The organism is Glutamicibacter sp. BW78 (assembly GCF_002332245.1).
In the GTDB taxonomy this organism is placed as follows: domain Bacteria; phylum Actinomycetota; class Actinomycetes; order Actinomycetales; family Micrococcaceae; genus Arthrobacter_H; species Arthrobacter_H rhombi_A.
The window spans coordinates 36,795-63,506 of sequence record NZ_NRGU01000039.1; the positions used below are offsets into that span (position 1 = coordinate 36,795).

The following is a 26,712-nucleotide window of genomic DNA, read 5'->3' on the forward strand; positions in this document are numbered from 1 at the left end:
CGGTGTGCCACCATGGCGCCATGCCCCAACGACAGTTCCGCCAGGTCGACGTCTTCACCTCCACCCCCTATCTGGGCAATGCCCTGGCCGTCGTGCTCGACGCCGAAGGTCTGGACGAGGAGGCCATGCTGCGTTTCGCGAACTGGACCAACCTCGCCGAAACCACCTTCGTCCTCCCACCGACGGATCCGGCAGCCGATTACAGCGTGCGGATCTTCACCACCACGACGGAACTCCCCTTCGCCGGACACCCCACGTTGGGTACCGCCCATGCCTGGCTCGAAGCCGGCGGGCGTCCGCGCCACCCCGGGGTGATCATCCAGGAATGCGCTGCCGGGCTCGTCGAAGTTCACACCGTGGGCCGCGATGGTGAGGGCCGGCAGCAGTTGGCTTTCCTCTCCCCTCCCTTGCGCCGCACCGGGCCCCTGGAAGCAGATGTTCTGGACTGGGCACTGACCGGATTGGGCCTGGAAGCAGAAGACGTCGTGGCTCATCAATGGGTGGCCAACGGCCCTCAGTGGGCGGTGTTGATGCTCCGTGACGCCGATGCCGTACTGGCTGTGGAGCCTGACTTCGTGGCGTTGGAGGGGCTGGAAATCGGGGTGATCGGCCCCCATCTGGCCCCGGGGGTCGAAGCAGCCCCTTACTCACAGAGGGCCGAGGACCGCCCGAAGGGTACCCGCGCCGAACTCGAACCACTCCTGCCCGCCGAAGACGCCGCCGCCTTCGAAACCGCGGTCCGGCCCATACCTGCCGACTTCGAGGTCAGAGCCTTCTGCCCGGGCGAGGGAATGCCCGAAGACCCGGCCACCGGAAGCCTCAACGCGGGTATCGCCCAGTGGATGATCCCGGAGGGCCTCGTCTCCCCCTCCTATACCGTGCGCCAAGGCACCCGGCTCGGACGTGCCGGATACCTCAGGCTCTCGGAGCACGACGGCGGAGTCCTCGTTGCCGGGGATGTCGTCACCTGCATCGAAGGAACCGTGGGCTGGGACTGATCCGGCAGGTGCGCCGGCACCGGAGTATCCTCTATCGGTGACCAACACCCAGACCCCCGCGCACACAGCCCCCGACGACCGCGCCGCTTGGTCTGCCCTCTGGGCCCTCGTCATCGGTTTTTTCATGATCCTGGTCGATTCCACCATCGTCGCCACGGCCATGCCGGCGATCATGCGGGGTCTGGATACGGGAATCAACGGTGTCATCTGGGTCAATAGTTCCTATCTACTGGCTTTCGCGGTTCCGCTTCTGGTGGCCGGGCGGCTGGGGGACCGTTTCGGCCCCAAGAACCTGTACCTGATCGGTTTGGCCCTATTCACCGTGTCCTCGCTGTGGTGCGGGCTCTCCCCCAGCATCGGGATGCTGATCGCCGCCCGCGTGGCCCAGGGGCTGGGGGCCGCCCTGCTGACCCCGCAGACCATGACGTTCATCACCCGCATGTTCCCCGCGGAACGGCGCGGTGCCCCGATGGGTGTCTGGGGCGCCGTTGCTGGTGTCGCCACCCTGGCCGGACCAATCCTCGGTGGTGTACTCGTGGACACCCTGAGCTGGGAATGGATCTTCTTCGTCAATGTGCCCGTCGGCGCCCTGGCCATCTGGAGGGTCTGGCTCAAGGTCCCGCAGCTGCCCCGGCACAGCCGGAACTTCGACCTGTTCGGCGTCGTGCTCTCTGCTGTCGCCATGTTCCTGATCGTCTTCGGCATCCAGGAGGCCAACACCTATAACTGGGGAACGATCATCGGCCCGATCACCGTCTGGGGCCTGATCATCTCGGGAATCGTCGTCCTGGCTGGCTTTATCCTGTGGCAACGCTTCAACCGGCGCGAGCCCTTGGTGCCCTTGGGCCTGTTTCGGAACGTGAACTTCTCGCTGGCCAATATCGCGATCACGGCGATGGGTCTGGCCATCATCGCGTTGAACTTCCCGATGATCCTCTACCTGCAGTCCGTGCGCGGGCTCTCCCCGACGCTCTCGGCACTGATGATCGCCCCCATGGCGATCGTCTCGGGGGTGCTGGCCCCCTTCGCCGGCAAGCTCACCAACCGGATCGACCCCAAGTTCTTGGCCGTTCCGGGATTCCTGCTCTTCGGTGGTGGAATCGTGGTTTACGGGCTGATCCTCAGCCCTGACATCCCCTTCTGGGTGTTGTTGCTACCGCCGGTGGTCATGGGTATCGGCAGTGCCGGTATCTGGCCCTCGGTCTCGCTGACGGCAACCCGCGATTTGGGTCAAACCAACGCAGGTGCCGGTTCGGGGGTCTACAACACCACCCGCCAGGTCGGCTCCCTCCTCGGCTCGGCCCTGATCGCCTTCATCATGGAGTCACGTATCAGCATCGAGTCCACCGCGGCGCTGGCCGGCACCGGGCGCGCGGGCGGCGGGTCCTCCGCCACCCCTGACGGGCCGGCAGCCACCATGGGCCAGGCGGTCCCGGAATTCCTGCACGGCGCATTCTCCACGGCCCTGGGACAGTCCTTGCTCCTGCCGGGTCTGGTGGCCATCTTCGCGGCACTGGTCTGCCTCTTCTTCCAACCCCCAGCGGGGCGGAAGGCGGCACGGCGGTGAGTGCCGGCCGTGCTAGATTCACCGGCATGGAGAACATCGTCACCGTTCCCGAGGAAGCCCTCCGCCTGCTCGTCGAACGCGGGTTCGATGCCACCAGTGTGGACCAGCTGGCAGCAGTGCTGGGGATCAGCCGCAGCACCTTCTTTCGCCGCTACCTGTCCAAGGAGGACATGGTCTTCGCGGATATGGAAACCGTCATTGCCGGAGTCCACCGCGAGCTGGCAGCCCCGGGGCGCCGGCTGGCCGACCGGCTGGCTGCCGCAGCCCTCTGGGTCTTCGACCACCACACCAGCCGGCCCCAAGCCTCGCTGCTGCGCTTCGAACTGCTGCAGGAAGTTCCCGCCCTGCGCGACCGGGAGCTGGTGAGCACTCACCGGTACGAACGCGCCTTCCGTCACGGCCTCCGTGCAGCCCTGGATGTGGAACCCGGACTCGACGACGTCAACCTGGCCATCACTTCCTATGCGGCCTCGGTGGTCGCCGTGCACAACGCCTTCCTGCGCAGCTGGCTGAATACCTGTGACGACGGCCTGCGTGCCGGGCTGGTGAGCGAATTGGCGAAGCTGGCCGCCCTGCATGTGCCGCGGCTCCAGGAACAGGCACCCGAGACGCAACAGGGCAGCCCATCTCCGGGCGTCGTCGTCACCGTATCCAGCAGCGGCACAGGCACCGAGGAGATCATCGAGGCGGTCCGCCGTGCCCTCGATCAGCCCTCCGGCCACCCACCATCCACCCTCTGACACTGGGTGTCTTGACCTGAACCGCAGTTTCATAGATGCTGGTACGGATTGATTCCCCGTGACCGGCGACGCTCCGACGGCCGGCCACGCAGAGCCGAAGGACACTCCGTGAGCACTTCAGAAACCACCTCCTCCCAGCCGACGCAGGCCAGCCCGATGGCCGAATTCCCTCTCGGGGTCATCGAACCCGAGTACGAGCTCTGGGGTGAGGTCGATGTCGACCCAGCCGGCCTCTTCGACCAGGAGAACATCCCGGCGGAGGACCGCGACTATTGGGATCGCGCCCGCCGTTTCGGGCTGGACGAAGTGCGTCCGGAGATCGACGACTACTGGGACCGCGCCGACTATCCGTTCCACTTGGCCACCCGGCTGGGTGAACTCGACCTGCTGCGCGACGGCATCGACGTTGACGGCTACCCGGCGATGAGCACCCTGGCCGCCGGACTGGTGAACATGGAACTCTCCCGCGCCGACGGATCGGTCGCCACGATCGGTGCCGTCCAGTCGGGTCTGGCCCTGCGCTCGGTCGCCTACTGCGGCTCCGAAGAACAGATCGCCCACTGGGTTCCGAAGCTGGCCCGGGCCGAAGTCCTGGGTGCCTTCGCCCTCACCGAACCGACGCACGGATCCGATTCGGTGTCCCTGGAGACCCGGGCCACGCGCGTGGACGGCGGCTATGTCCTCAACGGTGAGAAGAAGTGGATCGGCAACGGCTCCACCGGCGGCATCACGGTCGTTTGGGCCCGCGACGATGAGGGCAACGTCCGCGGTTTCATCGTGCAGCAGGAGTGGGAGGGTTACACCGGGACCACCATCGAGGGGAAGCTGAGCCTGCGCGCCATCTGGCAGGCGCATATCCGCTTGGAGAACGTCTTCGTCCCCGACAGCCATGTCATGCCCGGGGCCAACTCCTTCAAGGACACCGCCAAGGTCCTCTTCGCCACCCGGCTGGGAGTCGCCTGGTCCGCCGTCGGGCATGCCATGGCCTGCTACGAATCCGCGGTGCAGTACGCCACCCAGCGCACGCAGTTCGGCCGCCCGCTGGCGGCCGCCCAGGTCGTGCAGGAACGTTTGGCCCGCATGCACTCGGAACTGGCTACCATGCAGCTGATGGTGATGCAGATGACCCGCCGCGAAGAACGCGGCGAACTCACCGGAGCCCAGGCATCGTTGGCCAAATACACGTGCACGCGCACCGCACGCCAGATCGCCTCCAACGCCCGCGACCTCCTGGGCGGCAACGGCATCCTGCTGAAGAACCGGGTGGCCCGTCACTTCGCTGACATCGAAGCCATCCACACCTACGAAGGCACCGAAACCGTCCAGGCACTGATCATCGGTCGGTCGATCACCGGACTCTCGGCCTTCAATAAATAGCAGGTTCGCTCAGGAACGGGAGCAAGTGGAGCAGGATCTCGTCCACTGCGGCCAGCGTCGAACCATGCGCCTGGCCCTCCAAAGGGACGAACCGGGCCGCAGGCATCAAGTCCGCCGCGGCCCGGGAGTCCAGATAACGCTGACGGTCCCGGGTGCCGGCGATCACCAGGGTCGGCAGCTCGAGTCCTGCCACGACTGACTCATCGATTCCGGGTTCGATCTCGGTGCGTTCGAAGTAGGCGTGCAGGGCCTGGGCATCATTATTCATGAAGGCAAACCGGGTCTGCGGATCCAGCCGCTGCCCGTCAACGAAGGCCTGCATCCCGCCGGTGCGCAGGGCTTCCAGATAGCCGTCGAAGAACACGTCGGCTATCTGGCCGCCCTGCGCCTTGAAGGTCCCGCCGAGCGTCACGAGTTTCTCGACCCGCCCTGGCGCCGCCACGGCCAGCGAGAAACCGACCCTCGCCCCGAAGGAATAGCCAACGACCGCGGCACTGGCCAGCTTTTCGGCGTCGAGCACGGCCAGCACGTCGTCGACCAGCAGGTCCATGGCGTAGTCCTGCGGGCGGTGTGGTTTGGAACTGCGGCCGTGTCCGCGCAGATCGATCCGCACCACGGTGAACCCCTCCAGTGCCTTGACGTAGCCCAGTCCGCGCCAGATGGCCCGTGACAGGGCCGAGCCGTGCAGCAGGACGACCGCGGGCCCCTGCCCTGACACGTCATAGGAGATGGTGGTTCCGTCCCGGGGATTCTGCGTTTCAACCATCCCCACAGGCTATCGGGCGGCACATGGGTGGCGACCCAGCGGTGATTCACACGTGGCTGATCAGCATTTTCCAGCAAACGCCAAGCTTTGGACCTTATTGTTTTTAAGTACCTCTTGAAGGTGCGAGTGATGAGAGCACCGGCTGGACCATCGATGATTCCCCCCAACTATCGATCCAGTCGGTGCTCATCTCGTTAAGCGGCGGCCCACCCTCGACACCCTGTTCTTTCGGGACGAGACTGGTGGCATAGGCCCCGTCAACGAGGGAGGACGTCATGAGCGAAAATACCGGGGGACTGTCCACGGACGGCCCGAACACCACACTCGAGAGTGCGGAAGACGCGGCGAAGAAGGCACGTCAGGCGCAACACGACCACGATGACGAGCGGGTTGATGAATGGGAAGAGGAGTCCTTCCCGGCTTCCGATCCGCCGTCGAACTACTAATCTCCAGACACTCCCACCGAGCTGACACGGGGCGCACAGCTGGCTCCAAGTTTCGCTGGTTAAGCTGAAGGAACCTTCTCAAAGGTGCGAGTGATCAGAAGCACCGGTTATAGCGGTTTGTCGCCTCCTTGTCCGCTATGGCCGGTGCTTCACTCCTTTAACGTCTGCCGTTCAATCGCGTCCGCGCTGGTTCCCACCCCGGTGAGCCTCACCCGATGCCTCCCGCGGAGGGAGCTCCGCTAGGGCCGAAACATAGGTGTGCACCAGCCCATCCCACAGATCCCCGGACTTCAGGGCGCCCAAGGCAACTGCTCCATCCGCCACGGCGACAGGGAGATAGTGGCCGGCCGCCGCCGCATTGAGCAGATCCGCTCCCGCACCCAAGGGTTCAATCCGCCATGACCATCTGAACCAGGGCTGATCCCACATCCGCCTCAGTGCCGCATCATCGCGTGGGACTGGGGTCTTCCCTTCCATCCGTCGGTTCAGTGCCTCACCATGGACCTCAGGGCTCCGGGCGGGAACCGAATAGGCCGGAGCCACTCCAGCCCACGAAGCGACGACTCCGGGGACCCCCTCCATGCCCACCAGATCAAGCCGTGCATACCCCTCGGGAACCCTGCCCTCTGGGTTGCCGAACACCAGCGCCGCGTGCGACGACCCGGCAGCGACCAACACCGCACCATCACCGACCCACAGGGTCAGGTGACTGCCCTCTCCCGGCTGCTCACCCGCGCATTGCAGGGTAAATCGACAGGTCCTGACCGGGATGAGGTAGGAGAGCAGTTCCCCGGAAAACCGTCCCGAGGAGTCCATCAGTCCCGAACGTCGCAGCTCATCCACCTCATTCGCATACCGTTTCCACTCGAGCCGCCCCACCCGTCGCTCCCCTGAACGCTCCGTCAAAAAGTTGATGGTCGACAGCGAGAGCACGGGGCCCTCGGAAACGTAGTGCTGTCCGCTGGAGAACCTGTCCAGCGTCTCCAGCGGTTGGCCAGCAACCCCACCGGCAAAATCGTCGAGGCGTGGCGAGCGTTCAGCCGGAGACGCCCCTGCCTCCGTTTCCTCCGATGGTTCGACCCGTAACGAAGCCGCGATATTGGACATGGCCAATGTCATGTCCAGGGACTGCACCACGGAATAGCTTGCCGTCAGCTCAATCGCGCTGACGCCATCGGTTGTCAGCCACCGATCGACGACCAGGGAATACCCTCCTGCGTCACAAACAAACCGCTGCGCTCGCGCGGGGTGCCCATTCAAAATCATCGGTTCATTTGCGAAAACGTGGCAATTCTCCAACGTCAGCAAAGCGGTCTTGAGGGCAGCCGCGGAGATCTCCGGCAAAGAACGATGATCAAGGGTCCGCCGAACGACAAGATTTGGTCGGAAAAACCCCTCCACGTCGGGATGGGAAACCACGACGGCGTCCGCCACTTCCACAACAGTCCACAGTCCAGGGACATCAAGCCCTAGTCGAAGCCGAGCCAGTGGCCCATCCGACATGTCGCTTCCACCAGCCGCGCCGGGCCGGTCCCCGTTCGCACCATGCTCAGTCAAAGAGACCTCCTACCCAATCCTTTGCTTTCCCGCCCATATCCTTGGCACCATCCCACACCTCAACCGCCTTGTCGGCGACGAAATCGGAGGCCCCCGACTTGTTCGACAAATAGCTCAGGCCCATACCCACGCCGAAACCAATGACGGTCCCCACCGGGCCGCCGATCATCGTGCCCACTGCGGCACCAGCCATGCCCGCGCCAAAGTCAACTGTTGTCTTGGCGGTGGTCTTCACTGCTCCCACCTCCCGGGCACGGTCGGAAATCTTGTCGTCCGACCAGCCTGGATTCTCTTGGAGCAGCCGATTATATTCCTTGTCGCGTTCGTTGACGTATGTCAGCCCCGTGGTCGCAAGAGAAAGTGCGACGTTTCCTCCCTTGAGGAATTTCGTTCCTTTGCCCGCATTCTTGAAATCATCCAGCCACGAAGCGCTGGATGGCTGCTGCCAGTGGCCCGCCCGGTTGGCTGCGTAGTTCCCGTACCACTTGGATTTCCCCTCGATCCATTGCCGCCAACGAGTATCAGTCGGCGTCCAGTTCGGCTTCCAGGTTCCCTTCCGCTCGATTTCCTCCATGCTGATCACGGTCACGTGGTGGGTCGTGGTGTCATAGCGCCAAACTCCCGCCCCGGGGTCAAATTTGCCGTTGTTCCACAACCGAACCCATGGCCGGAGCTTCTTGTCTTGGTGGGAAAATGTGTATGTCTGGACGTTGACGTGCAATTCCGTGTAACTGAAAGAAGCAACCTCATTCAACTTCATATATTTGGAGATGCTGCCAGTGACTAGCCCTCCCTCTGGAGAAGCGAGGAATCCCCCACCTGGTTTGGCTTTGATGGTGATGTCCTTGAGCGCTTGGGCACACTCGTTGGCCCGGTCCTTGAGGTCCTGCGCGATGGCATCGATGGTGGCTTGGATGCCGGTTTCGGATGAGTAGCCGTAGTCAAGCATTTCCTCATCGTTTGCCACTTTCGTATTGAAGGCATCGACCCGGAGCAGCACGTTCTTGCGGCGTGCCTTCAGGGCAACTACATCCGCGGCGAAGTCATCCAAGGCATCACGCACGAACCCTGAAGCGGTCCGAATGGCCTCGCCATGATCCTTGACCGGGGAAAACGCCCGCAGGACCTCGCCACGCCCAGCCCCCTGGCGGTAGGCCGAACCGATGGGTGTCCAATCATCAGCTGCGTTTTCGATTTTGTCGTCGTATTTGCCTCCGGCGGTGGACACGGACGCCGCTGCCGCGCTGATGGAAGCCGGGTCCGGCCATCCTTCGAGACCGGCTGTATCGAGCCCCATCAGATGTCCTTCCCGTCTTCGATCAACACGTTGGGGGCATCATCCGCGGCCCGCGATGCTTCCTCCATCATCTTCTCGTCACCACTGCGATAGGCGGCTGCCGTGGTTCGGATGGCCGAACAGGCATTCTCGATGCGGGTCTGGGCCGCTTCGGCTTGGAAAGCAAGGATCTCGCTCCACACTCCGGTCAGAGCAGCCGTGATGTCTTGCATCTTGCAAGCCTCCGCGGCCTCGTCCAAGGTGCTGCTCAGCGTCTTCCTTAACCCTGGAAGCAAATCGAGCTCGACTTCAACGTTGCTTGCAACGTTGTTCATAGCGTCGGGTGACAGGTCGTACGTTGTCATGGGGCGTTGTGCCTCTCCGCCGAGATCTGGGCCACGGAGAGAGCGCGACCACAAGCTACTGTTTCAGATATAGGTTATGGCACAGCTGGCCGACATCGCCATGGGGAGTTCTCCCCATGGTGGCCGCCCCTACCTACCCGTTGGCTACGGGCAGGCCCGCTTATACTGATGCCGCAGCACTCCCCAGCCCAAGGAACGATTACGACGTCATGGCCATGAGAAACCCCTATCTCTCCTTTGTCCGCAACCGGCTCATCGCCGCGCTGGTGGGCTCCGCAGTGGCACTTTTGTGGTTCGCGGCTTTCCGGGCTCCCGTCTTGTCCATCGCTGGGGACATCACCGGGGCGGAAATGGCCGAAACAGGCAGCCTGTCCATCATCCAGCTGATCCGCTTCGCCGCGGGCATATTGCTTTTCACCTTCGTTCCGATCCTCGCCTACCTCGGTTGGCTTCGACTCATGCGCCCCGATGCAAGCAAGGTTGTCAGTCCCGGGGTACGGTTCACGACCATTGCCGCTGCGGTGGTTTCAATCGCCTTCTTTGTCATCTGCTGGCTGCCAAGCACCTCAAGTGCCACTTCCGTCCTCGATGCCTTCCACGAGGCGGCTGCCACCGAGGCGCTACCCGAAGGAGTCTTCCTCGGAAACACGCTGGCCGGCGCGGCAGTGACGACCGTCTTGTTAGTGGTCTTCGGTCTGATCTGCCTGTTCCTGGCGCCACCACCACGGCCTGCTGCCGACACCTCACACCCCGGCTTTCCTACCACCTGGTGGTCGTGGGTTCCGCTGCCTGCCTTCATGATCGGCGTCCTCGCGGGGGCGCTGCCCTTCGTCAGCTAAGGGACACCGCCTGGTATCGATCACTGCGGTGTCACGCCCCGGGCACCGCGTAGCATGGGGCTGACCTTGTCTTCCCATCCCCAGGAGCACCCCATGGCTGATGACGTCCGCACGCCGCGCACCCCGGAAACCCACGATCCGTACGTCGCCGCCCTCGAGCGCTACGACGACCTCCAGTACCGCAGGGTCGGCAACTCCGGCCTGTTGCTGCCGCCGCTGAGCCTGGGCCTGTGGTGGAACTTCGGTGACAACAGGACCTTCGACACCCAGCGCGAAATCCTCCGCCACGCCTTCGACCACGGGATCACCCACTTCGACCTGGCGAACAACTACGGCCCACCCGCCGGTTCGGCGGAGGAGAACTTCGGACGCATGATGCGCACCGATTTCCGCCCCTACCGCAACGAAATGATCATCTCCTCGAAGGCCGGCTACGACATGTGGCCGGGGCCCTACGGGAACTGGGCCTCGGCCAAGTATCTCCGTGCCTCCGCCGACGAATCCCTGCAGCGCATGGGGTTGGACTACGTCGACATCTTCTATTCGCACCGCCCCGATCCCCAGACGCCCATCGAGGAAACCGTGGGCGCCCTGGACCAACTGGTCCGCCAGGGCAAGGCCCTGTACGTCGGCATCTCTTCTTATTCCCCCGAGCGGACCGCCGCCGCCAAGGCCGTGGCCCGTGAACTCGGTACACCGTTGGTGATCCACCAGCCCTCCTACTCGATGCTCAACCGCTGGGTCGAGGACGGGCTGCTGGACACCCTGAAGGAACTGGGGATGGGCTCGATCGCGTTCACCCCCTTGGCGCAGGGCCTACTGACCGGAAAATATCTGGACGACAAGAATGCGGTCCCTTCCGGAGGCAGGTCCTCGTTGGCCGGGCTCACCGAGGAGAACCTGTCCACGGTCCGTGAGCTGGCCCGGCTGGCCGAACAACGCGGTCAGACCCTGGCCCAGCTGGCGATCGCCTGGCTGCTGCGCGAGGGCGGAGTGACCTCGGTGCTCATCGGGGCCTCCTCGACCCGGCAATTGGATGAGAACCTCTCGGCCGTGGAGAACACTTCCTTCTCCACGGAGGAACTGGAACTCATTGACGGGATCACCAACGGTGCCGATAGCGTGGATATCTGGCGCCGTTTCTCCCAGTCCTAGTCGGGGCGGCGGAACCGAGCACCGACGAGGAGGCCACCGGGTGAACACCGACCTGCGACCTGTCAGGGACAGGGAACCAACGACGACGGCGGGAGCCCGCCTGGCCCGGCTCCTGGCAGCGGCCGCGCTGGCCGTGGCGGCCCTGGTGGGCGTCGGCTCGCCCGCCCAGGCAAACCCCCCGAAGGACGTCGTCGTCACGGACACCGCAGGCATCCTCGACGAGTCGAAGCTGGTCCCGGCCATCAAGGACACCAGCTTCCGCAGCCCCACCACCGTCGTCGTCCTCACCCAACGGGGGGCCAAGGATGACATCTTCAACGAGCGGGTCCTGGCCTACGCCCGGGACCACCACCCCGAATGGCTCAGCGCCGACAGACAGAAGTGGGCCGACGGGCTCTTCATCGTCGCCATCGACCCTGACGGCCGGCATATCGGCACCTACCTGGGCGAGGACCGCAAGGTCAGCATGGATGCCCAATCCGATATCCAGGATGCGGCGAAGGACCTCCTGGCCGACGCCCAGTGGACGGATGGGGCCATTGATGCGGTCCAGGCCGGAGCACGGATCATCAACCGGCCGTGGTACCTGCACCCGGTGACGTTCGTCCTCGGCGGGCTGGGCGTCCTGGTGGTCGGGGCCGTGGTGGTGTTGGTCTTGAACGAACAACGCAAGAACCGGCGCTCGTTTGCCGAAGCACTCGCCCAGGGCGATGAGGCCTACGCCAACGTGACGATGGACCTGGACATCACCGAACTCAACGCCCGGACCATTCCCACCGAATCCGCCTACGGTGCCCGGGTCCTGGAGCGGTATCGGGAGTTCCGCACCCGGTACACCCAGTTGACCGGCCAACGCCGCGACCTTGAGACGGTGCCAACCAGGGTCCGCTCCACCGTCGAAGGCGTCCGCCAGGCGGAGGCCTTCGCCGAGGCAGCCGTCTCCCTGGACAAGCTCGACGATGTCATCGCCGACGCCAACTCATTCCTGAACCATGACTCGAGCTGGGACGAGGCGTGGGAGAACCAGACCCGCGATCTGCGCGAGGACCTTGACGGCATCGACGAGGTGCTCAAGACCTCCGCAGCGGACCCCAACGAAGCAACTGCCGCATCGCTGCTGTCCTTCCGCGATGAGATCCAGGCTGCCCTGCCCTCCTGGCGTGCCGGCCTGGCCGACGGCAGCATGACCCCCGACGAGGGGCTCGATACCCTCCGGGACACCCGTGCACGACTCTCGGAACTTTTCCAGGCCCATGCCGAGGCGGCGATCACCGCCCACGCTTCCTCCACCGCGGAGGAAGAACTCATGCGCCAGGAGCTCAAACAGGCCCAGGAAGAATCCACCCGGCCACGCGCCCGGAGGACCAGCATCCTGACCACGTCCTACCCCGGGGTCTTCTACTTCAGCGCCGCCACCATGAACACCGGCTACACCTCCGGCCAGGCATCGGTGGCCAGCGCCCAGAGTTCGTCCTCCTCCGGCTACGGCAGCAGCGGCGGTAGTTTCTCGGGCTCCGGCAGCTCCTCGAGCTTCTAGAACCGCACCACCCGCATCCCGGGCCCTTGCACTGAAGCAGGGCCGCCAAAATGTGCAGATGCAGTGACTCGATTCACAAACCCGGGTATCCGCGACATGATGGGTCCGTGCGGCCTCCGCCGAGGGCGCCGTGAGTTTCAATGAAGAGGAGACCGGCAGTGACCACCACCGCCCAGCAGTCCAACCCGTCCGGCTACCGCGTGCAGAACCCCGCCACCGGCGAGGTCGTCGAGACCTTCGAAACCGCGACCGATGCCCAGGTCGTTCAGGCCGTGGACGCCGCCCAGGCCGCCTACGAATCCTGGGGCGCCCTGCCCATCGCCGAGCGGGCCGTCGTCGTCAAGCGCGTCGCCGAACTGTTCACCGAACGTGCCGATGAGCTCGCCTCGACGATCACCCTGGAGATGGGCAAGCCATTCTCGGAGTCCAAGGGCGAAGCCGAATTCTGCACCGACATCTTCAACTACTTCGCCACCGAGGGCCCCACCCTGGCCGCCGATCAGGAGATCAACGCCATCGGTGGTGGCCGCGCCGTGGTCCAGCGGTTGCCCGTCGGCCCGCTGCTGGGCATCATGCCGTGGAACTACCCGTACTACCAGGTCGCCCGTTTCGTGGCACCCAACCTGATGCTCGGCAACACCATCGTGCTCAAACACGCCGAAACCTGCCCCCGTTCGGCCATGGCCATCGCCCAGATCATGGACGATGCCGGCGTTCCGGCAGGTGCTTACGTGAACTTGTTCGCCACCCATGATCAGATTGCCGACATCATCGCCGACCCGCGGATCCAGGGGGTCTCACTGACCGGTTCCGAGCGAGCCGGGGCCATCATCGGCCAGTTGGCCGGACAAAACCTCAAGAAGGCCGTGCTCGAGCTCGGCGGTTCAGATCCCTACGTGGTGCTGGACTCCGAGGACGTCAAGGCAGCGGCCAAGCTGGCCTGGGACACCCGGATCGAAAACACCGGCCAGGCCTGCAACTCCAACAAGCGCATGATCGTCATGGAGGATATCTACGACGATTTCGTGGCCGGTCTCACCGAGCAGGCCAACGGTCTGGTTCCCGGGGACCCGGCCACGGAGGATGCTGGTACGTTCGGCCCACTGTCTTCCCGCGCCGCAGCCGAGGCAGTGCACGAGCAGGTGCAGGACGCCGTGTCCAAGGGCGCCACCCTGCACGCCGGCGGAACCCTCCATGACGGACCATCCTGCTACTACTCCCCTGCCGTATTGACCGGCATCACCAAGGATATGCGGGCCTACCGCGAAGAGCTCTTCGGCCCGGTCGCCGTCGTCTATAAGGTCTCCTCCGACGAAGAGGCCATCAAGCTCGCGAATGATACCCAATATGGTCTCGGCGGCGCGGTCTTCAGCACCGATGAAGAGCGGGCCCGCAAGCTCGCTCACCGGCTGCAGGTCGGCATGGCCAACGTGAACGGCATCGGCGAGGACGCCGACTTGCCGTTCGGCGGGGTCAAGCGTTCGGGCTACGGTCGCGAGCTGGGCCCACTAGGAATGGACGAATTCGTGAACAAACGTCTGTTCTACATCGCGGATTAGCAGGTCAGCGCCCGTTTGCTCGCCTAGAGTGGTGGTCATGAAACCAGAGGTCATCCGATGAGTCTTCGATTATTCCGCCGCCGCTCCGGGCGCAGCTCTGCCCCGGCACTTCCCGTCAGTCCCGGCGCGCGCCACGCCCAGCTCGATGCGCTGGGGCCCGCGGATTCCCGGGTGGCCCCCGCCGACCGGGTGGCTCTGCTGTGGTCCAACGCGTTGGGCCGCAACGCCACCCGGGCCGCTCAGATCCTGCTGGTGCTCGTTCTGACCGGTGTGGCAGTCGTCGGGTTGGCCCAGGTGAGCGTCGTGGTGCTTCCGTTGTTGATCGCCCTGATCCTCACCAGTGCCATGTGGCCACTGGTGATGTTCATGCGTCGACACCTCTCCTCGATGCTGGCCGCCTGGACGGTCTTCCTGGGGTCCTTGGTGGTCCTGGGCGGGATCGGCACGGCCATTGTCTTCGCCGTGCGCGCCGAATGGTCGGGGCTCGTGGATCAGGCCGTCGAGGGTTTCGGTCAACTGCAGGACCTGGCCAAGGACCTCCCCATTCAGATCGGCCAAAAGCAGATCGATGAAGGCGTCAGTGTCGTCACCGATTTCCTGACCAGCAAGCAGTTCGGCGCCGGCGCACTGTCGGGGATCTCGGCTGCCGGGAGCTTCTTCACCGGGCTGGTCCTCCTGCTGGTGATCCTGTTCTTCTTCCTGAAGGACGGCGACAAGATCTGGGCCTTCTTCCTGTCCTGGGTCCCGCGCAGCCATGACGCCCACTGGCGCGCCAGCGGATACCGCACCATCCACACCCTGGGTGGCTACATCCGCGGCACGGCCATCGTCGCCTTCGTTGACGCCTCAGGTATCGGAATCGCCTTGTGGATCCTGCAGGTTCCCTTGGCCCTGCCCTTGGCGGCCATCGTCTTCATCACCGCCTTCATCCCGATCGTCGGAGCCACCTTCGCCGGCATCCTGGCCTCGTTGGTCGCCTTGGTGGCCAATGGCCCCGTGGTCGCCCTGATCGTGCTCGGCGTGGTGATCCTGGTGAACCAGCTCGAAGGCAACTTCCTCCAGCCCGTCGTCATGGGTCAGGCCCTGCACCTGCACGCGCTGGTCATCCTGCTCGCATTGACCGTCGGCACCGTGCTCAGTGGCGTCGTCGGCGCAGTACTGTCGGTCCCGCTGACCGCCGTCGGCTGGGCCATCGTGAAGATCTGGACCGGACGGGACCCGGAAGCCGTCGAGGAATACAAGCCCGCGACGGCCGACGGGGAGTAGCCTCCCGGCCGGAGACACCGATCCCGGGCAATACCCACGCGGCATACAGGTAGCTCAAAGTTTCGGCCCCTAGAGTTATCAGTACCTCATCAGGTGCGAGTGATGAAACAGCAAGGCCCCAGTCCTGCCCGGACTGGGGCCTTCATCATGTTCCGCGCTTTCCCCCGCCTAGAGCGAGACGATCACCAGTGTCGCGGCGAAGACCAGCCCGGAAGCGATCAGCACGATCGTGGTGTATCCGAGAATGTCACGCATCTTCAGCCCCGCGATGGCCAGCAGCGGCAACGCCCAGAACGGCTGGATCATGTTGGTCCACTGATCCCCGTAGGCCACGGCCATGATCGGGACCGAGGGGTCCACTCCCAGTTGTTCGGCCGCCGTGAGCATGATCGGGGCTTGAACGGCGAATTGGCCGCCGCCTGAGGGGACGAAGAAGTTCACCACTCCGGCGCTGAGGAACGCCAAGACCCCGAAGGTCTGGGGCGTCGAGATCGCCACGAAGGCGTTGGAGACCAGCACAATCAACCCGCTCCCCTGCATGATGCCCAGAATGCCCGCATAGAGCGGGAACTGCAGCAGGATCTCCCCGACGTTCGAGGCAGCGTCCTTGGTGAGGGCCACCAGCTCGAACGGGTGGCGCACCAACAACAAGATCAGTGCCAGGAAAGACCAGTTCACGATGTCCAGGGTCAGGCTCCCACCCTGGGCGAAATGGATGACCAGGTAGGCCACCAGCATGATGCCCAACAGCAAGGTGGGCAGCCGGCTGGCATCGACACGGTCCGCGGGTGTGAGGACCTCCTCCTCGACGACCACCCCCGCTTCACGAGCATCACGGGTCAGCTCCACGATCTTGTCCGACTGTCGGGGCGCAATCAAGAACAGGGCCAGGGCGACGACGGCGATCGTGATGACGGCAGCAATCATGTTCCAGCTCGAGAACGTGGTCTCCGAGATCGGCAGCGGTGCACCCAACTCCTCGGCAATGAAGGAGTCGGGGGTGGCTGCTGTCAACGGCCCCGAACCCGAGTAGCCCATATGCCAGACAACGAATCCGGCGAACCCGCAGGCCACCAGCATCGGGAAATGCAGTTTCATTCCGCGTTCGCGTCCCTGGGCTGCGACCTCCTTGGCGAGCAGGGCTCCCACGACGAGCCCGAGGCCCCAGGTGATCAGCGAGGCGACGGCCGCCACGAGGAAGACGAAGAGGTAGGCCTGGATCGGCGAACGGGGGATCCCGCCCAGAAACCCCAGAAGCCTGCGGACCGGACGGGTGTTGGCCAGGATATATCCCAGCAGGAGCACCAGAGCCATCTGGGTCATGAAGGCCAGCAACCCGGCCAGCCCGTCACCCCAGCTTTTGATAATCAGTACCGGGGAGGAACCGGTCAGGGCCAACGCCAGGACGGCGACGATGAAGGTCAGCACGATGGCGAAGACCAGCGCCGAGGGAATGAACTTTTCGACCAGATGGTTGACCGGACGCATGGCCCGTGACAGGACCGTGCCTTGCTGATCGGTAGCGGTGCGGTTGCGCACTAAAAACACCTCGCGGGTTTCAGGAGTGGGTGACGCTCGCCACATTACCCGTGGTTTGCAGTCAACCCCCACCGCACGCACAGCGAACAACTAGGTTCGGACCTTAGTGTTTTAAGTACCTCATCAGGTGCGAGTGATGAATCCGGCCCCGGCTTTCTCCCCCCGAAAGCCGGGGCCTTCTTCATGCCCGCCCGTCCCGCCTCCGGGCGCCGGCGCCGGGCAGGACGGCGAAGATCTCCGGACTCCCGTACCCATCGGCGGCGAAGCGCTCACGGACCGCGTCCCCCACCGTCTGCGCTGCGGCGGCATCGACGAGGGCGATCGCCGAACCACCGAATCCGCCCCCGGTCATCCGGGCTCCGAGCGCCCCGGCCTGCTGGGCGGCCTCGACGGCAGCATCGAGTTCGACGCAGGAGATCCCGAAGTCATCACGCATCGAAGCGTGGCTGGCGTTCAACAGGGCACCGATGGTTCGCGGCCCCTCGGCCTCCAATGCCGCCACCGTCTCCAGGACCCGTTGGTTCTCGGTCACAATATGGCGCACCCTGGAAAAGGTCGGGGCGTCCAGGACCTCGGCGGCCTCCGGCAGCCGCTCGGGACCCACATCACGCAGTGCGGCCACCCCCAGCCCTGCAGCACCGCGGGCGCAGGCCGCAACAAGATCCTTGTACCCGCCGGACTCGTGCGCGTGGACGACGCGGGTGTCGATGACCAGCAACACCAGGGATTCGGCCACCAGATCCAGCGGCACCTGCCGGGAGACCCTGCTGCGGCAGTCCAAAAACAATGCGTGGCCCGAAGTGCCCAGCAGGGAAGCCGACTGATCCAGGATCCCGGTGGGCGCCCCCACGAAGTCGTTCTCCGCCTGCTGGCAAACCAACACCAGTTCTTCGCGTTCGATGCCGATCTCCAGCAGTTCGTCCAGGGCCAGGGCCACCGCGCATTCAATGGCCGCCGAGGAAGAGAGCCCGGCCCCCGACGGGACGTCCGAATCCAGCAGGATATCCAGCCCGGGCACGGGGTGCCCCCGCTGTTGGAGGGCCCACATGACCCCTGCCAAATATCTGGCCCAGGGGGCGACGCCTGCGGGGTGAAGATCGGTCAGATCCACCTCGGCAATTTCGCCGGCCAGGGCCGCCTGCCCGGTTCCGGCAGGATCTGCCCCCTGCAGGGAGGCTGCCCGCAGCCGTGCCGGCCCCGTGGGCCGCAGGGTCACGGCGACCCGGGCACTATTCTCCAAGGCAAAAGGAAGCACAAAGCCTTCGTTGTAGTCGGTATGTTCCCCCATCAGGTTCACCCGACCGGGCGCCGCCCACACGCCATCTGGTCGGCCGCCAAAGAGGGTGGAGAAGGCCGCCGAAAGGGCCTCAAGGACCTCGGTGTCCGGCTGGCTCATGAGGTGGCTCCGTTCAGTGTTCCGAGCGCCACGCGCAGGCGTTCTGCAGTGGTCTCGGGAGTGACGTCGGCGATGAAGGCCCCCATCGCGGCTTCCGATCCTGCCAGGTATTTCAGTTTGTCTTCCGCCCGACGCGGGGACGTCAGCTGCAGGTGCAGACGCAGTTCCTCGGCGCCCGGATGCCTGACGGGGGCTTGGAACCATGCGGCGATATACGGGGTAGGGGTCAAGTAGAGGGCGTCGACGCCACGGATCAGACGCAAGTAGACCTCTGCCAGATCGGCCCGTTCTTCGCCGGTCAGTCCCGCCAGGTCCGCCACGTGCCGGTTCGGAACCACGTGGACCTCGATGGGCATGCGGGCGGCGAAGGGCACAAAAACGGTGAAATGCTCGGTCCGCTCCACCACCCGGGTTCCTTCTCCCACTTCAAAGTCCAACACGTCCTGCATGAGGTTGCGCCCCGTTTTTGCACGGTGCCGTTGTGCCTGCTCCAGTTGGGTGAGGGTCCGCGGGGTGACATAGGGGTAGGAATAGATCTGCCCATGTGGATGGTGCAGGGTCACCCCGATCTGGGCGCCCCGGTTCTCGAAGGCGAAGACCTGCTCGACACCCGGCAGTGCCGAAAGTTCTGCGGTGCGCTGGGCCCAGGCTTCCACGACGGTCCGGGCCCGTTGTGGACCCAAGTCGCCGAAGGAGTCCTCATGATCGGCACCAAAGGCGATCACCTCGCAGCGGCCTTCAGCGGGGTAGGTGGCACCCAGCGCATCGGAGCGATCGTGTTCGTGCTGCCCCGGACCGAAGGAGGGGAAACGGTTCTCGAAGACGACGACGTCGTATTGTGCTGCAGCAACCTCGGTGGACCGGTCGGGGGCCGAAGCGCAGAGCGGGCATTCGTCGGCAGGGGGCAGATGGGTTCTTCCTTGCCGGTGGGCAGCGAAGGAAACCCACTCCCCGGTCAGCGGGTCCCGGCGCAGACGGGCGGCGGCGGGCCGCTCGGGCAGTTCGCGCAGGTCTGCCGGGGGGACGAAGTCCTCGTGCTGGTCGGGATGGTCGAAGAAATACAACAGTTCACGGCCATCAGCCATCCGGGTGCGGACTGGCCGACGGAGGGCCTCGGTATCGGTGGTTTCGGTGGGGCTGTTCATGGTGCTCACAAAGCCTCCAGTGCTTCGGCGTGGAGCAGGATGGCCCGCTCGGGATTCAGGGCAGGTAAGGCCAATCCAACGGTTGATAAGTAGTTGCCGGTGGCGACGAAGCCGTTGTTGAGCCAGGCCGGCGGTTCCCGGTGAATGAAGGTTCCCGGTTCGTTACCCGGCACGATGGCCGAGACCCGGTATGTCTTCTCCGGCCGCAGACCCGGCAGGGCCATGACGCCGGGGCCGACCCCGACGGAGGAACGCAGCAAGGCAAAGGCATAGAGCGCCTCGGACCCGTCGGCGGCTACGGTGCCGTACAGGCTGAACGCGTCATCGCCGAGATCGGCCCGGACCGAAACCCCGGAATGCAGCAGCCGCCGGTGCTTCCGGTAGAGCCCGACCAGCTGGTGCAGGGTCTGCCGGTCGGCCCCCTGGGCTTCACGGATATCCCATTCCAGCCCGAAGTGCCCGAAGAGGGCGGTGATCCCGCGGAAGGCCAGTGCGTGGGTGCGTCCCGAGGTGTGGGCTGTGGCCGGGCCGATATGTTGTCCCACCAGCTCGGGAGGCAGGAGCCGTTGGGTCAGTTCCTGAATATGTTGGCGTTCCAGGGCGTCGTTGGAATCCGAGGCCCACACCCTGTCGGCGTGTTCGAGCACCCCCAGATCGACCCGGGCTCCCCCCGAGGAGCAGGCTTCGATTTCCAATCCTGAATGTGCGGCCTTCAGTTCATCCATCAGGGTGTAGGCGGCCAGGGTCTGCCGATGTTGTGAGGGTCTTCCGGCCGAGGCCATATCGGTCTGGTCACGGTTCTGGTCCCATTTCAGGAACGCGATCGGCGTTCCGGCCCGTTCCGCATCGGTCAGCACCGTGTCCAGGGCGGTGAAGATGTGGGCGTAGGCCGCAGGGATGGTGAGGTCCACGACGTATTGGTTCCGCCAGGTCGGGGCGAGCTGGTCGCCGCGGGCCCGGCAGAGCCAGTCGGGGTGGCCGGTGGCCAGTTCGGAATCGGGGTTGGCCATTTCGGGTTCCACCCAGAGGCCGAATTCCATGCCCAACGCGTTGACCTGGCTGATCAGGGGGGTCAGGCCCTCGGGCCAGACCTGGGGTGAGACCTGCCAGTCCCCCAGACCTGAGGTGTCATCGCGGCGGGAACCAAACCATCCGTCGTCGAGCACGAATCGTTCCACGCCGGCCTCGGCGGCGGCTTCGGCCAGCGAGATCAGCTCGCTGAGGTCGTGCTGGAAGTAGACGGCTTCCCAGGTGTTCAGCACCACGGGCCGTGTCCGGCGCGGATGGTTGGCGCGTGAGCGCAAATAGGTGTGGAAACGGGCGGACACCCCGTCAAGCCCGGTATCCGAATAGGCGAAGTACACCCACGGACTGATATGACTCTGCCCGGTTTCGAGGACGATTTCACCGGTTCCCGGTAGTTCGCCGGCACCGAGGAGGTGGCTTGGATTGGTGCTGCGTTCAGCGAAGACCGTGCTATTTCCGCTCCACCCCAAATGCGCGGCCCAGAGTTCGCCCCTGCGGTTGGCGAAGCCCGGGGTGCCAGCGGCGAGCAGCAGGGGTGCGTCATGCCCGGTACGCCCTCGACGACCGGTCCGGGCATGGGTTCCGATGCCGAAGGGCAGTCGCTGTTCGGAGCGTTCACGGGACCAGCGTCCTGCGGTGTCCAAGAGTTCGGTGGCCTGTTGCCCGACGGGAAGCATGGCGTTCAACGCCCTGACTTCATAGCCGTCCTCCCCGATATTGGTCAGGGTATGGCGCAGGCGCAGCAGACCGCCGGGCAGCAGTTCGAGATCGGTGGCTAGTTTCAGCCCGGTCTGGGCATCCGTGGTTGAGAGGGTGAGCTGGCTTTCCCCGGTGGTGACCCGGGGGTTGGCGAAGCTCACTGAGGTGTCCCGGCCACCCCGTCCGCCCTCGAGGAACGGGGTCCCGGCCCAGCCGGCACTGGCTTGAGGCCATAGCGGCAACGTGAGCGGGTGGTCATAATTCGAATGCAGCACCGGGCCGGTGGATTCCTGCTCAGGCGGGTCCCCCGGATCGGCGCCGAAGTGCACGACGGCGGGATCGCCGGCGGTCTGCAGGATCAGGGCCACGCCGTGCCCGCTCAGCGAATGGAGACTCATGCCGTTCCATCCCCGCCCGGGAGGACGGCCAGCTCGAGGAGCAGCTCGGCACGGCGTGCGGTGAAGGCCTCCGGTTCGGCGACGTCGATACCGCAGGAACGGCTGCCCAGGCCATGCTGTCCGGCGTCGATTCCCAGATGCCAGTGGGTGGATTCGGGCAGCTCGGTGGGGTGGCTGGCGGCGGCCAGTTCCTGCTGGCTCCACGGGCTGAGCGTAAATCCGGTATCCGGCGGCCCGTCGAGGATGGTCAGCCGAAGGGTCCTGCCGTCCACCAGTTCAAGGTCGAGGGACCGCAGATCACCGCGGCGGCCGTTGGCTTGGGGGCGCGGATAGTCGGTGCGCAATGCTCCGACCGGCAGCGGGTGGGTGCCGAAACGTTGGGCCGCACGGGAGTCCGCATAGCTTTCACCCGGCCCCGCCCCGGTGAATCGGGCGGTGGAGGCGTCAGTCAATACCGCGGCTGGCAGCGTGAAGCCAAGCCCCAGTTGGGCCAGAGGGAATCCGTACTCCTGCAAGGCTTCCATCCGTGCCCGCAGGCGCAGGGACGTGCCGGTGGCGCTGAAGTTCAGGTCCACGCCGAAGCCTTCGGGCCGGGCCGGGGCACCATAGCGGTGGGCACTGGCCAGTTCCCCGGCCGTTGCCCGCGTCGACACGGTCCGGCGTTGCAGCCGGTGCAGCCCCGCGGCACGCCACTTTTCGGCGATGGCTCTCACGGGTTCGGGGGCCAGCCCCGCATAGGCATCCCAATCGAAATCCTCGGGGGCCTGTGCATTGGTCCCGACGGTATCCGGACCCCCGGGGCGCATCCCGCGGCTGGGTTCGATGGTCCCATCGTCGTTATCGGTGGGGGCTCTAAAGGCCAACAGTTCGGGACCGGCCAGCTCCAGCTCCGCGAGGGAGCGCAATAATCCGGCCTCGTCGAAGGCGGCCAGCTCCCAGGGCTGCGCAGCAGTGCCTCCGGGGTGCTTGGCGAGCTCTGGATCCTCTGCGGGGCCCGGACGACCAGTGGTCAAACCCTGTCCCCAGGCCACCTCGTGGCCGGCAGGGGCCCACCAGGTCGGCTCTGCCAGGTGTACGGAAACGCTCAGCAGGGCACCGGGGTGCTTATTCGCCGCCGCCGGGAGGGCAAGAGTGCTGGTGGACCGGGGCGCAGTGGTCGGCACCTCAAGGATGCCGGCGGCCAGGGGCTCCCCCGCCGCTTCGGGTCCCCTGTCGGCACCATCGATCCGCCAGTGGAAGGTGTACCCGGTGGTGTCTTCGAAGTCCTGACGGTTCTGGATTCGGAGATCTTCCCCGATGGTGACCCTGAAGGGTTCGATGACCTTGGCATATTCGATGAGTCCCGGGCTCGGGGTGCCGTCGGCGAAAACGAGTCCGTCCAAGACGAAGTTGGAATCGTGGATCGGCTCGGCGAAGTCACCACCGTAGGCGTACACCTGCCGGCCATCCGGGGTGGAGGCGAGGATCCCGTGGTCTTTATATTCCCAGACGAAACCACCTGCCGCCCGTGGGTGGGTGTCGAAGAGGGCCTCGTAATCGCTCATCCCGCCGGGGCCGTTGCCCATGGCGTGGACGTACTCGCACAAGATGTAGGGCTGGGCTGAAATCCTGTCAGAACCTTCGGCGCTCACCCAGGGGACGGGGTTCCGTGCCAGAAGCGAATCCGATTCGGTCGGGGTGGCATACATCCGCGAGTAGACGTCGGTGTAGCGGGCCTCGTGGTCGCCCTCGTAGTGGATGGGACGCATGGGGTCATGGCTGCGCAGCCAGTCGGCCATGGCGGCCAGGTTGGCGCCGGTACCTGATTCGTTGCCCAGCGAGAACATCACCACTGAGGAGTGGTTCGCGTCGCGGCGCCAGGTTCGCTCGATCCGGTCCAGGTAGGCAGGAAGCCAGATCGGGTCATCCGAAGGGTTTGCTTCCCAGCCGGTGGCGACGAAGCCGTGGGTCTCCAGGTCGCATTCGTCGATGAGCCAGAACCCGAGTTCGTCGGCGAGGTCGAGCAGATGGTGGTTCGGCGGGTAGTGGCTGGTGCGGATGGCGTTGATGTTGTGCCGCTTCATGGTTTCCAGCTCGCTGCGGGTGAATTCGGCGGTAATGGCGCGTCCAACCCTCGGGTGGAATTCATGCCGGTTGACCCCGCGGAAACGGATGGGTGCACCGTTGACGCGCAGCACTCCGTCGGAGATGTCGACCCGACGGAATCCCAGTCGTAGCGATACCGTTTCTTCGCTGGAGGCCAGCGTGGCCGCGTAGAGCCGCGGCGTTTCGGCGCTCCAGCCCAGGACCGGTCCGACGGCCACGTCGATTTTTGCTGTAGCGGTTCCACCGGTCGGTGCTTCGATCCGGTGTTCGATCCCCAGTTCCGGGATCGAGAGCCGCAGCGGGTAGGCCCTGGCCGGGGCCTCGGCTTCGAGGGCGAGGTGGCCGGCACCGTCGTGGTAATCGGCGACGATACGCACATCCTGGATGCCTGCGGCAGGTTCGCCGATCAGTGTGACGTCGCGGAAGATGCCCGGCAGCCACCATTGGTCTTGGTCTTCCAGATAACTGGCGGCAGCAAAGGCATGCACCCGGACGACGAGCCGGTTGCTCCCGATCCCGTGGTGCAGGTGGTCCGTGACATCGAATTCGTGGCTGAGTCGGCTACCCGAGGCGTGGCCGAGTTCTGTGCCGTTGAGCCAGGCCTTGAACGTCGATTCCACGCCTTCGAAACGCAGGATCACCCGGCCCAGGCCGGCCAGGACTGCTGCGCTGAAACCCAGGTCCTCCAGCGTGAATTCGCGCAGATAGTCTCCCGTGCCGTTTTCGTCGGGGACATAGGGCGGATCCAGCGGAAACGGGTAGTCGACGTTGGTGTACCAGGGGCTGCCGAAGCGGTTGATTCTTCCGGTGATCAGGGACCCGTTGGCCGCATCAAGGACCCAGTGTCCGGGAACGGCCACCGTATGGGGGAACCGGGAGTCCTGCGCGGCAGGGTCCTGGTGGGCGGCAGCCACGGACGCGGAATATCTGAAACCCCAGTCCCCGTTCAGGGTTGCTTCCGGCCGGTCCGAGGAAAGGTGGGCGCGTGCGGGCAACGTGCCGGCGCCGGGTGAGGGGTCGAGGTGGTACGGCAGGGACTGCTGCTGGGTCACGGTGCTTCTCCTACTTATTGCTGCCGAGGGTCAACCCGGCGACGAAGTGCTTCTGCAGGATCATGAACAAGATCACTGTGGGCAGGGCGATCATGACCGCACCGGCGGCCACGAGATTGTTATCGGTGAAGAACGCTCCCTTGAGGTTGTTCAACGCACTGGTCACCGGCATGGCGTCACCATCACGCAGCAGGACCAGCGCCCAGAAGAAGTCGTTGTAGATCCACGCGAATTCAAGCGTTGCCAGGGCCGCGAGCGCGGGGCGGGTCAGAGGCAGGACGATCTGGTAGAACTGCCGCCAGACCCCGGCACCGTCGACCTGCGCGGCTTCTCCCAGTTCGTCGGGCAGTGCCTTCATGAAGTTGCTGAGCACGAAAACACAGAAGCCCATCTGGAAAGCCACGTTGATCAGGACGACGCCGAACTGGGTGTTGTAGATGTCCAGGCTCAGGAACATGCGGTAGAGCGGGGTGATGATGACCTGCTGGGGCAGCAGGTTCGCCGCGGTGAAGAACATCAGCATGAACAGGTTGAGTTTGAAGCTGAAGCGGGCCAGCACAAAAGCCGCCATCGAGGACATGAACAGCACGATGATGACCGCCGGGACGGCGATGTACAGCGAGTTCAGGAAATAGTGGGGCAGATCGGCCTGGGTCCAGGCAGTGGTGTAGTTATCAAAGTTCAGGGTGTCCGGCAGGGACACATACCCCTTTTCAGCCGTTTCCGCGTAGGGGCGCAGGGAGGTGTAGACGGCCCACGCGAGCGGGGCCAGCCACAACACCGCCCAGATGATGAGGCCGGTGTGCAGGATGACCCGCCCCGGGCGGAGCGGCGCCTTGTTCTTCCGGCCCGGATGAGGGGCCGGGCCCGAAGCGTTATTGCCGTGGTCGGCTCCACGGCGGCCCCGGTCGGGTGTATCCATCGTGTCCACTGCCGCCTCGTGGGCGACGATGCGATCCGGCTGCGGTCCGTCGGGGGTTGTGGTGGCGGCGCTCATTTGGCCCCCTCCTTCGTGAAGGTCTGAACCAGGTAGGTGATGATGAAGACCAGCGAGATCACCAGCAGGATGACGGCGATCGCCGATCCGAAGCCGATCCGGCTGGCTTCGCCGATGATGTTGTTGGTGATCAGCACCGACAGCAGTTCAAGTCCGTTGGTTCCCTTATTGATGATGTAGACGATGTCGAAGGCGCGCAGCCCCTCGATCACCGTCACCACCAGCACGATCACGTTGATGGGTTTCAGTGTCGGGAACACGACGCGGAAGAACGTCTGGCGCTGGTTGGCGCCATCGATGGCCGCCGCTTCCTTGATCGATTCGTCGACCCCCTTCAGGCCGGCTAGGTAGAGGATCATGATGTAGCCGACGTGTCGCCAGCTGGCCGCCACAAGGACGGCCCACAGGTTGATATCCGAGTTGCCCAGCCAGTTCACGTTGGCCCCGGTGAGCTGGTTGATCAGTCCCTGATCCTGCGAGTAGAGCAGCGTCCAGATGAAGCCGACCAGGGCCAGGGAGAGCACCACCGGCATGTAGAAGATGCTCTGGTACACGCGGGTGCCCTTGATGTTCTTATCCAGTAGCACGGCCAAGAACAGGCCCAACGGTGTGGCCACGAGTCCCAGGACCAGCAGCCAGATCACGTTGTGTTGCAGCGCCGGCCAGAACGGAGGGTAGATGGTGGCCGCTTGATGATAGTTCTGGAACCCGACGGGTTCCATGGGTGTCACCCCGTTCCACCGGGTGAAGGAGAGGAACACCGATCCCAGCGCCGGCCCCCAGATGAAGGCCAGCACCACGAGCGCCGGGGCACCGAGCATCAGGGTGAGTACCACCCGGTCGGTGGTGCTGTAGCGGCGGACCTTACGGGGTTTGGTTGGGGGCGCGTGCTGCGTCGTCGTTGTCATGGTGTTCCTCTCCTGCACC

The 26,712-nt window shown here is 64.8% G+C and carries 21 protein-coding genes; 10 read left to right on the top strand and 11 right to left on the bottom strand.

The genetic code is table 11. The features are described 5' to 3' along the window. Positions 1-20 precede the first annotated feature (20 nt). The 4 genes from CIK75_RS12985 to CIK75_RS13000 all read left to right on the top strand — a co-directional run bounded on the left by CIK75_RS12985 (position 21) and on the right by CIK75_RS13000 (position 4,682). Positions 21-998: a PhzF family phenazine biosynthesis protein gene (locus CIK75_RS12985; RefSeq protein WP_086995216.1), complete on the top strand. Its 978-nt coding sequence runs from the start codon at positions 21-23 to the stop codon at positions 996-998. A gap of 37 nt (positions 999-1,035) precedes the next feature. Further along, complete coding sequence (locus CIK75_RS12990) at positions 1,036-2,565, top strand: DHA2 family efflux MFS transporter permease subunit (RefSeq protein WP_256382362.1); 1,530 nt, start codon at positions 1,036-1,038, stop codon at positions 2,563-2,565. Between the two features lie 26 nt (positions 2,566-2,591). Continuing rightward, positions 2,592-3,305: a TetR family transcriptional regulator gene (locus tag CIK75_RS12995; protein WP_086995222.1), complete on the top strand. Its 714-nt coding sequence runs from the start codon at positions 2,592-2,594 to the stop codon at positions 3,303-3,305. A gap of 156 nt (positions 3,306-3,461) precedes the next feature. Beyond that, positions 3,462-4,682: an acyl-CoA dehydrogenase family protein gene (locus tag CIK75_RS13000; RefSeq protein ID WP_086995417.1), complete on the top strand. Its 1,221-nt coding sequence runs from the start codon at positions 3,462-3,464 to the stop codon at positions 4,680-4,682. Here the strand turns inward: CIK75_RS13000 and CIK75_RS13005 are convergent. Next, the gene (locus CIK75_RS13005; RefSeq protein ID WP_086995224.1) at positions 4,672-5,448 is read right to left on the bottom strand and encodes an alpha/beta hydrolase; all 777 of its coding nucleotides are present in this window, start codon (positions 5,446-5,448) and stop codon (positions 4,672-4,674) included. The two genes, CIK75_RS13000 and CIK75_RS13005, sit on opposite strands and share 11 nt — an antisense overlap. Before the next feature lie 275 nt (positions 5,449-5,723). On the opposite strand from CIK75_RS13005, the gene CIK75_RS16355 reads away from it, so the two are divergent. Further along, positions 5,724-5,894 (top strand): hypothetical protein, encoded by a 171-nt coding sequence (locus CIK75_RS16355; protein ID WP_179204209.1) that lies wholly within the window; start codon positions 5,724-5,726, stop codon positions 5,892-5,894. Positions 5,895-6,065: 171 nt separating this feature from the next. Here the strand turns inward: CIK75_RS16355 and CIK75_RS13010 are convergent, their stop codons facing one another. From CIK75_RS13010 to CIK75_RS13020, 3 genes are all read right to left on the bottom strand, one after another. Beyond that, entirely contained in the window at positions 6,066-7,160 is a 1,095-nt protein-coding gene (locus tag CIK75_RS13010; protein WP_143269184.1) for a hypothetical protein, read from the bottom strand. Positions 7,161-7,443: 283 nt separating this feature from the next. Beyond that, positions 7,444-8,679 carry a hypothetical protein gene (locus tag CIK75_RS13015; RefSeq protein WP_143413350.1) on the bottom strand — a complete coding sequence of 412 codons (1,236 nt, stop codon included), beginning with the start codon at positions 8,677-8,679 and terminating at the stop codon, positions 7,444-7,446. Between the two features lie 68 nt (positions 8,680-8,747). After that, positions 8,748-9,092 carry a DUF6507 family protein gene (locus CIK75_RS13020; protein ID WP_256382363.1) on the bottom strand — a complete coding sequence of 115 codons (345 nt, stop codon included), beginning with the start codon at positions 9,090-9,092 and terminating at the stop codon, positions 8,748-8,750. 209 nt (positions 9,093-9,301) lie between these two features. On the opposite strand from CIK75_RS13020, the gene CIK75_RS13025 reads away from it, so the two are divergent. The 5 genes from CIK75_RS13025 (at position 9,302) to CIK75_RS13045 (ending at position 15,448) form a co-directional block, all read left to right on the top strand. Next, positions 9,302-9,931, top strand: coding sequence for a hypothetical protein (locus tag CIK75_RS13025; RefSeq protein WP_086995235.1), 630 nt, complete (start codon positions 9,302-9,304; stop codon positions 9,929-9,931). Between the two features lie 93 nt (positions 9,932-10,024). Continuing rightward, positions 10,025-11,086 carry an L-glyceraldehyde 3-phosphate reductase gene (gene mgrA, locus CIK75_RS13030; RefSeq protein ID WP_086995239.1) on the top strand — a complete coding sequence of 354 codons (1,062 nt, stop codon included), beginning with the start codon at positions 10,025-10,027 and terminating at the stop codon, positions 11,084-11,086. A 40-nt stretch (positions 11,087-11,126) separates the two neighbouring features. After that, positions 11,127-12,623 (top strand): DUF5129 domain-containing protein, encoded by a 1,497-nt coding sequence (locus CIK75_RS13035; RefSeq protein ID WP_158225974.1) that lies wholly within the window; start codon positions 11,127-11,129, stop codon positions 12,621-12,623. Between the two features lie 158 nt (positions 12,624-12,781). Continuing rightward, on the top strand, positions 12,782-14,182 hold the full coding sequence (locus CIK75_RS13040) for an NAD-dependent succinate-semialdehyde dehydrogenase (protein ID WP_241895451.1): 1,401 nt from the start codon (positions 12,782-12,784) through the stop codon (positions 14,180-14,182). Between the two features lie 57 nt (positions 14,183-14,239). Beyond that, positions 14,240-15,448 (top strand): AI-2E family transporter, encoded by a 1,209-nt coding sequence (locus tag CIK75_RS13045; protein ID WP_086995248.1) that lies wholly within the window; start codon positions 14,240-14,242, stop codon positions 15,446-15,448. A gap of 168 nt (positions 15,449-15,616) precedes the next feature. On the opposite strand, the gene CIK75_RS13050 is transcribed toward CIK75_RS13045, so the two are convergent. The 7 genes from CIK75_RS13050 to CIK75_RS13080 all read right to left on the bottom strand — a co-directional run bounded on the left by CIK75_RS13050 (position 15,617) and on the right by CIK75_RS13080 (position 26,693). Continuing rightward, complete coding sequence (locus tag CIK75_RS13050; protein ID WP_086995420.1) at positions 15,617-16,936, bottom strand: TIGR00366 family protein; 1,320 nt, start codon at positions 16,934-16,936, stop codon at positions 15,617-15,619. Between the two features lie 232 nt (positions 16,937-17,168). Further along, positions 17,169-18,383, bottom strand: a complete 1,215-nt coding sequence (galK, locus tag CIK75_RS13055) for a galactokinase (protein WP_086995251.1) — start codon at positions 18,381-18,383, stop codon at positions 17,169-17,171. Next, the gene (gene galT, locus CIK75_RS13060) at positions 18,380-19,528 is read right to left on the bottom strand and encodes a galactose-1-phosphate uridylyltransferase (RefSeq protein ID WP_086995423.1); all 1,149 of its coding nucleotides are present in this window, start codon (positions 19,526-19,528) and stop codon (positions 18,380-18,382) included. The genes galK and galT overlap by 4 nt, the downstream gene beginning before the upstream one ends. 5 nt (positions 19,529-19,533) lie before the next feature. Then, positions 19,534-21,651 (bottom strand): alpha-galactosidase, encoded by a 2,118-nt coding sequence (locus CIK75_RS13065; RefSeq protein WP_086995254.1) that lies wholly within the window; start codon positions 21,649-21,651, stop codon positions 19,534-19,536. Continuing rightward, a complete protein-coding gene (locus tag CIK75_RS13070; RefSeq protein ID WP_086995257.1) occupies positions 21,648-24,788 on the bottom strand; it encodes a glycoside hydrolase family 2 TIM barrel-domain containing protein in 3,141 nt (1,046 codons plus the stop codon). The genes CIK75_RS13065 and CIK75_RS13070 overlap by 4 nt, the downstream gene beginning before the upstream one ends. 10 nt (positions 24,789-24,798) lie before the next feature. Then, positions 24,799-25,785, bottom strand: a complete 987-nt coding sequence (locus tag CIK75_RS13075; RefSeq protein ID WP_198962449.1) for a carbohydrate ABC transporter permease — start codon at positions 25,783-25,785, stop codon at positions 24,799-24,801. Then, positions 25,782-26,693: a sugar ABC transporter permease gene (locus tag CIK75_RS13080; RefSeq protein WP_086995260.1), complete on the bottom strand. Its 912-nt coding sequence runs from the start codon at positions 26,691-26,693 to the stop codon at positions 25,782-25,784. Before CIK75_RS13080 ends, CIK75_RS13075 begins: the two co-directional genes overlap by 4 nt. Positions 26,694-26,712: the final 19 nt, after the last annotated feature.

What these genes read in the sequence shown, in the direction of transcription:
- CIK75_RS12995 (WP_086995222.1), top strand. Translation starts at nt 2,592, where the DNA reads ATGGAGAACATCGTCACCGTTCCCGAGGAAGCCCTCCGCCTGCTCGTC.
- CIK75_RS13020 (WP_256382363.1), bottom strand. Translation starts at nt 9,092, where the DNA reads ATGACAACGTACGACCTGTCACCCGACGCTATGAACAACGTTGCAAGC.
- CIK75_RS13045 (WP_086995248.1), top strand. Translation starts at nt 14,240, where the DNA reads ATGAGTCTTCGATTATTCCGCCGCCGCTCCGGGCGCAGCTCTGCCCCG.
- CIK75_RS13010 (WP_143269184.1), bottom strand. Translation starts at nt 7,160, where the DNA reads ATGATTTTGAATGGGCACCCCGCGCGAGCGCAGCGGTTTGTTTGTGAC.
- mgrA (WP_086995239.1), top strand. Translation starts at nt 10,025, where the DNA reads ATGGCTGATGACGTCCGCACGCCGCGCACCCCGGAAACCCACGATCCG.
- galT (WP_086995423.1), bottom strand. Translation starts at nt 19,528, where the DNA reads ATGAACAGCCCCACCGAAACCACCGATACCGAGGCCCTCCGTCGGCCA.
- CIK75_RS13075 (WP_198962449.1), bottom strand. Translation starts at nt 25,785, where the DNA reads ATGAGCGCCGCCACCACAACCCCCGACGGACCGCAGCCGGATCGCATC.
- CIK75_RS16355 (WP_179204209.1), top strand. Translation starts at nt 5,724, where the DNA reads ATGAGCGAAAATACCGGGGGACTGTCCACGGACGGCCCGAACACCACA.
- CIK75_RS13005 (WP_086995224.1), bottom strand. Translation starts at nt 5,448, where the DNA reads ATGGTTGAAACGCAGAATCCCCGGGACGGAACCACCATCTCCTATGAC.
- galK (WP_086995251.1), bottom strand. Translation starts at nt 18,383, where the DNA reads ATGAGCCAGCCGGACACCGAGGTCCTTGAGGCCCTTTCGGCGGCCTTC.
- CIK75_RS13050 (WP_086995420.1), bottom strand. Translation starts at nt 16,936, where the DNA reads ATGCGTCCGGTCAACCATCTGGTCGAAAAGTTCATTCCCTCGGCGCTG.
- CIK75_RS13025 (WP_086995235.1), top strand. Translation starts at nt 9,302, where the DNA reads ATGGCCATGAGAAACCCCTATCTCTCCTTTGTCCGCAACCGGCTCATC.
- CIK75_RS13080 (WP_086995260.1), bottom strand. Translation starts at nt 26,693, where the DNA reads ATGACAACGACGACGCAGCACGCGCCCCCAACCAAACCCCGTAAGGTC.
- CIK75_RS12985 (WP_086995216.1), top strand. Translation starts at nt 21, where the DNA reads ATGCCCCAACGACAGTTCCGCCAGGTCGACGTCTTCACCTCCACCCCC.
- CIK75_RS13065 (WP_086995254.1), bottom strand. Translation starts at nt 21,651, where the DNA reads ATGAGTCTCCATTCGCTGAGCGGGCACGGCGTGGCCCTGATCCTGCAG.
- CIK75_RS13000 (WP_086995417.1), top strand. Translation starts at nt 3,462, where the DNA reads ATGGCCGAATTCCCTCTCGGGGTCATCGAACCCGAGTACGAGCTCTGG.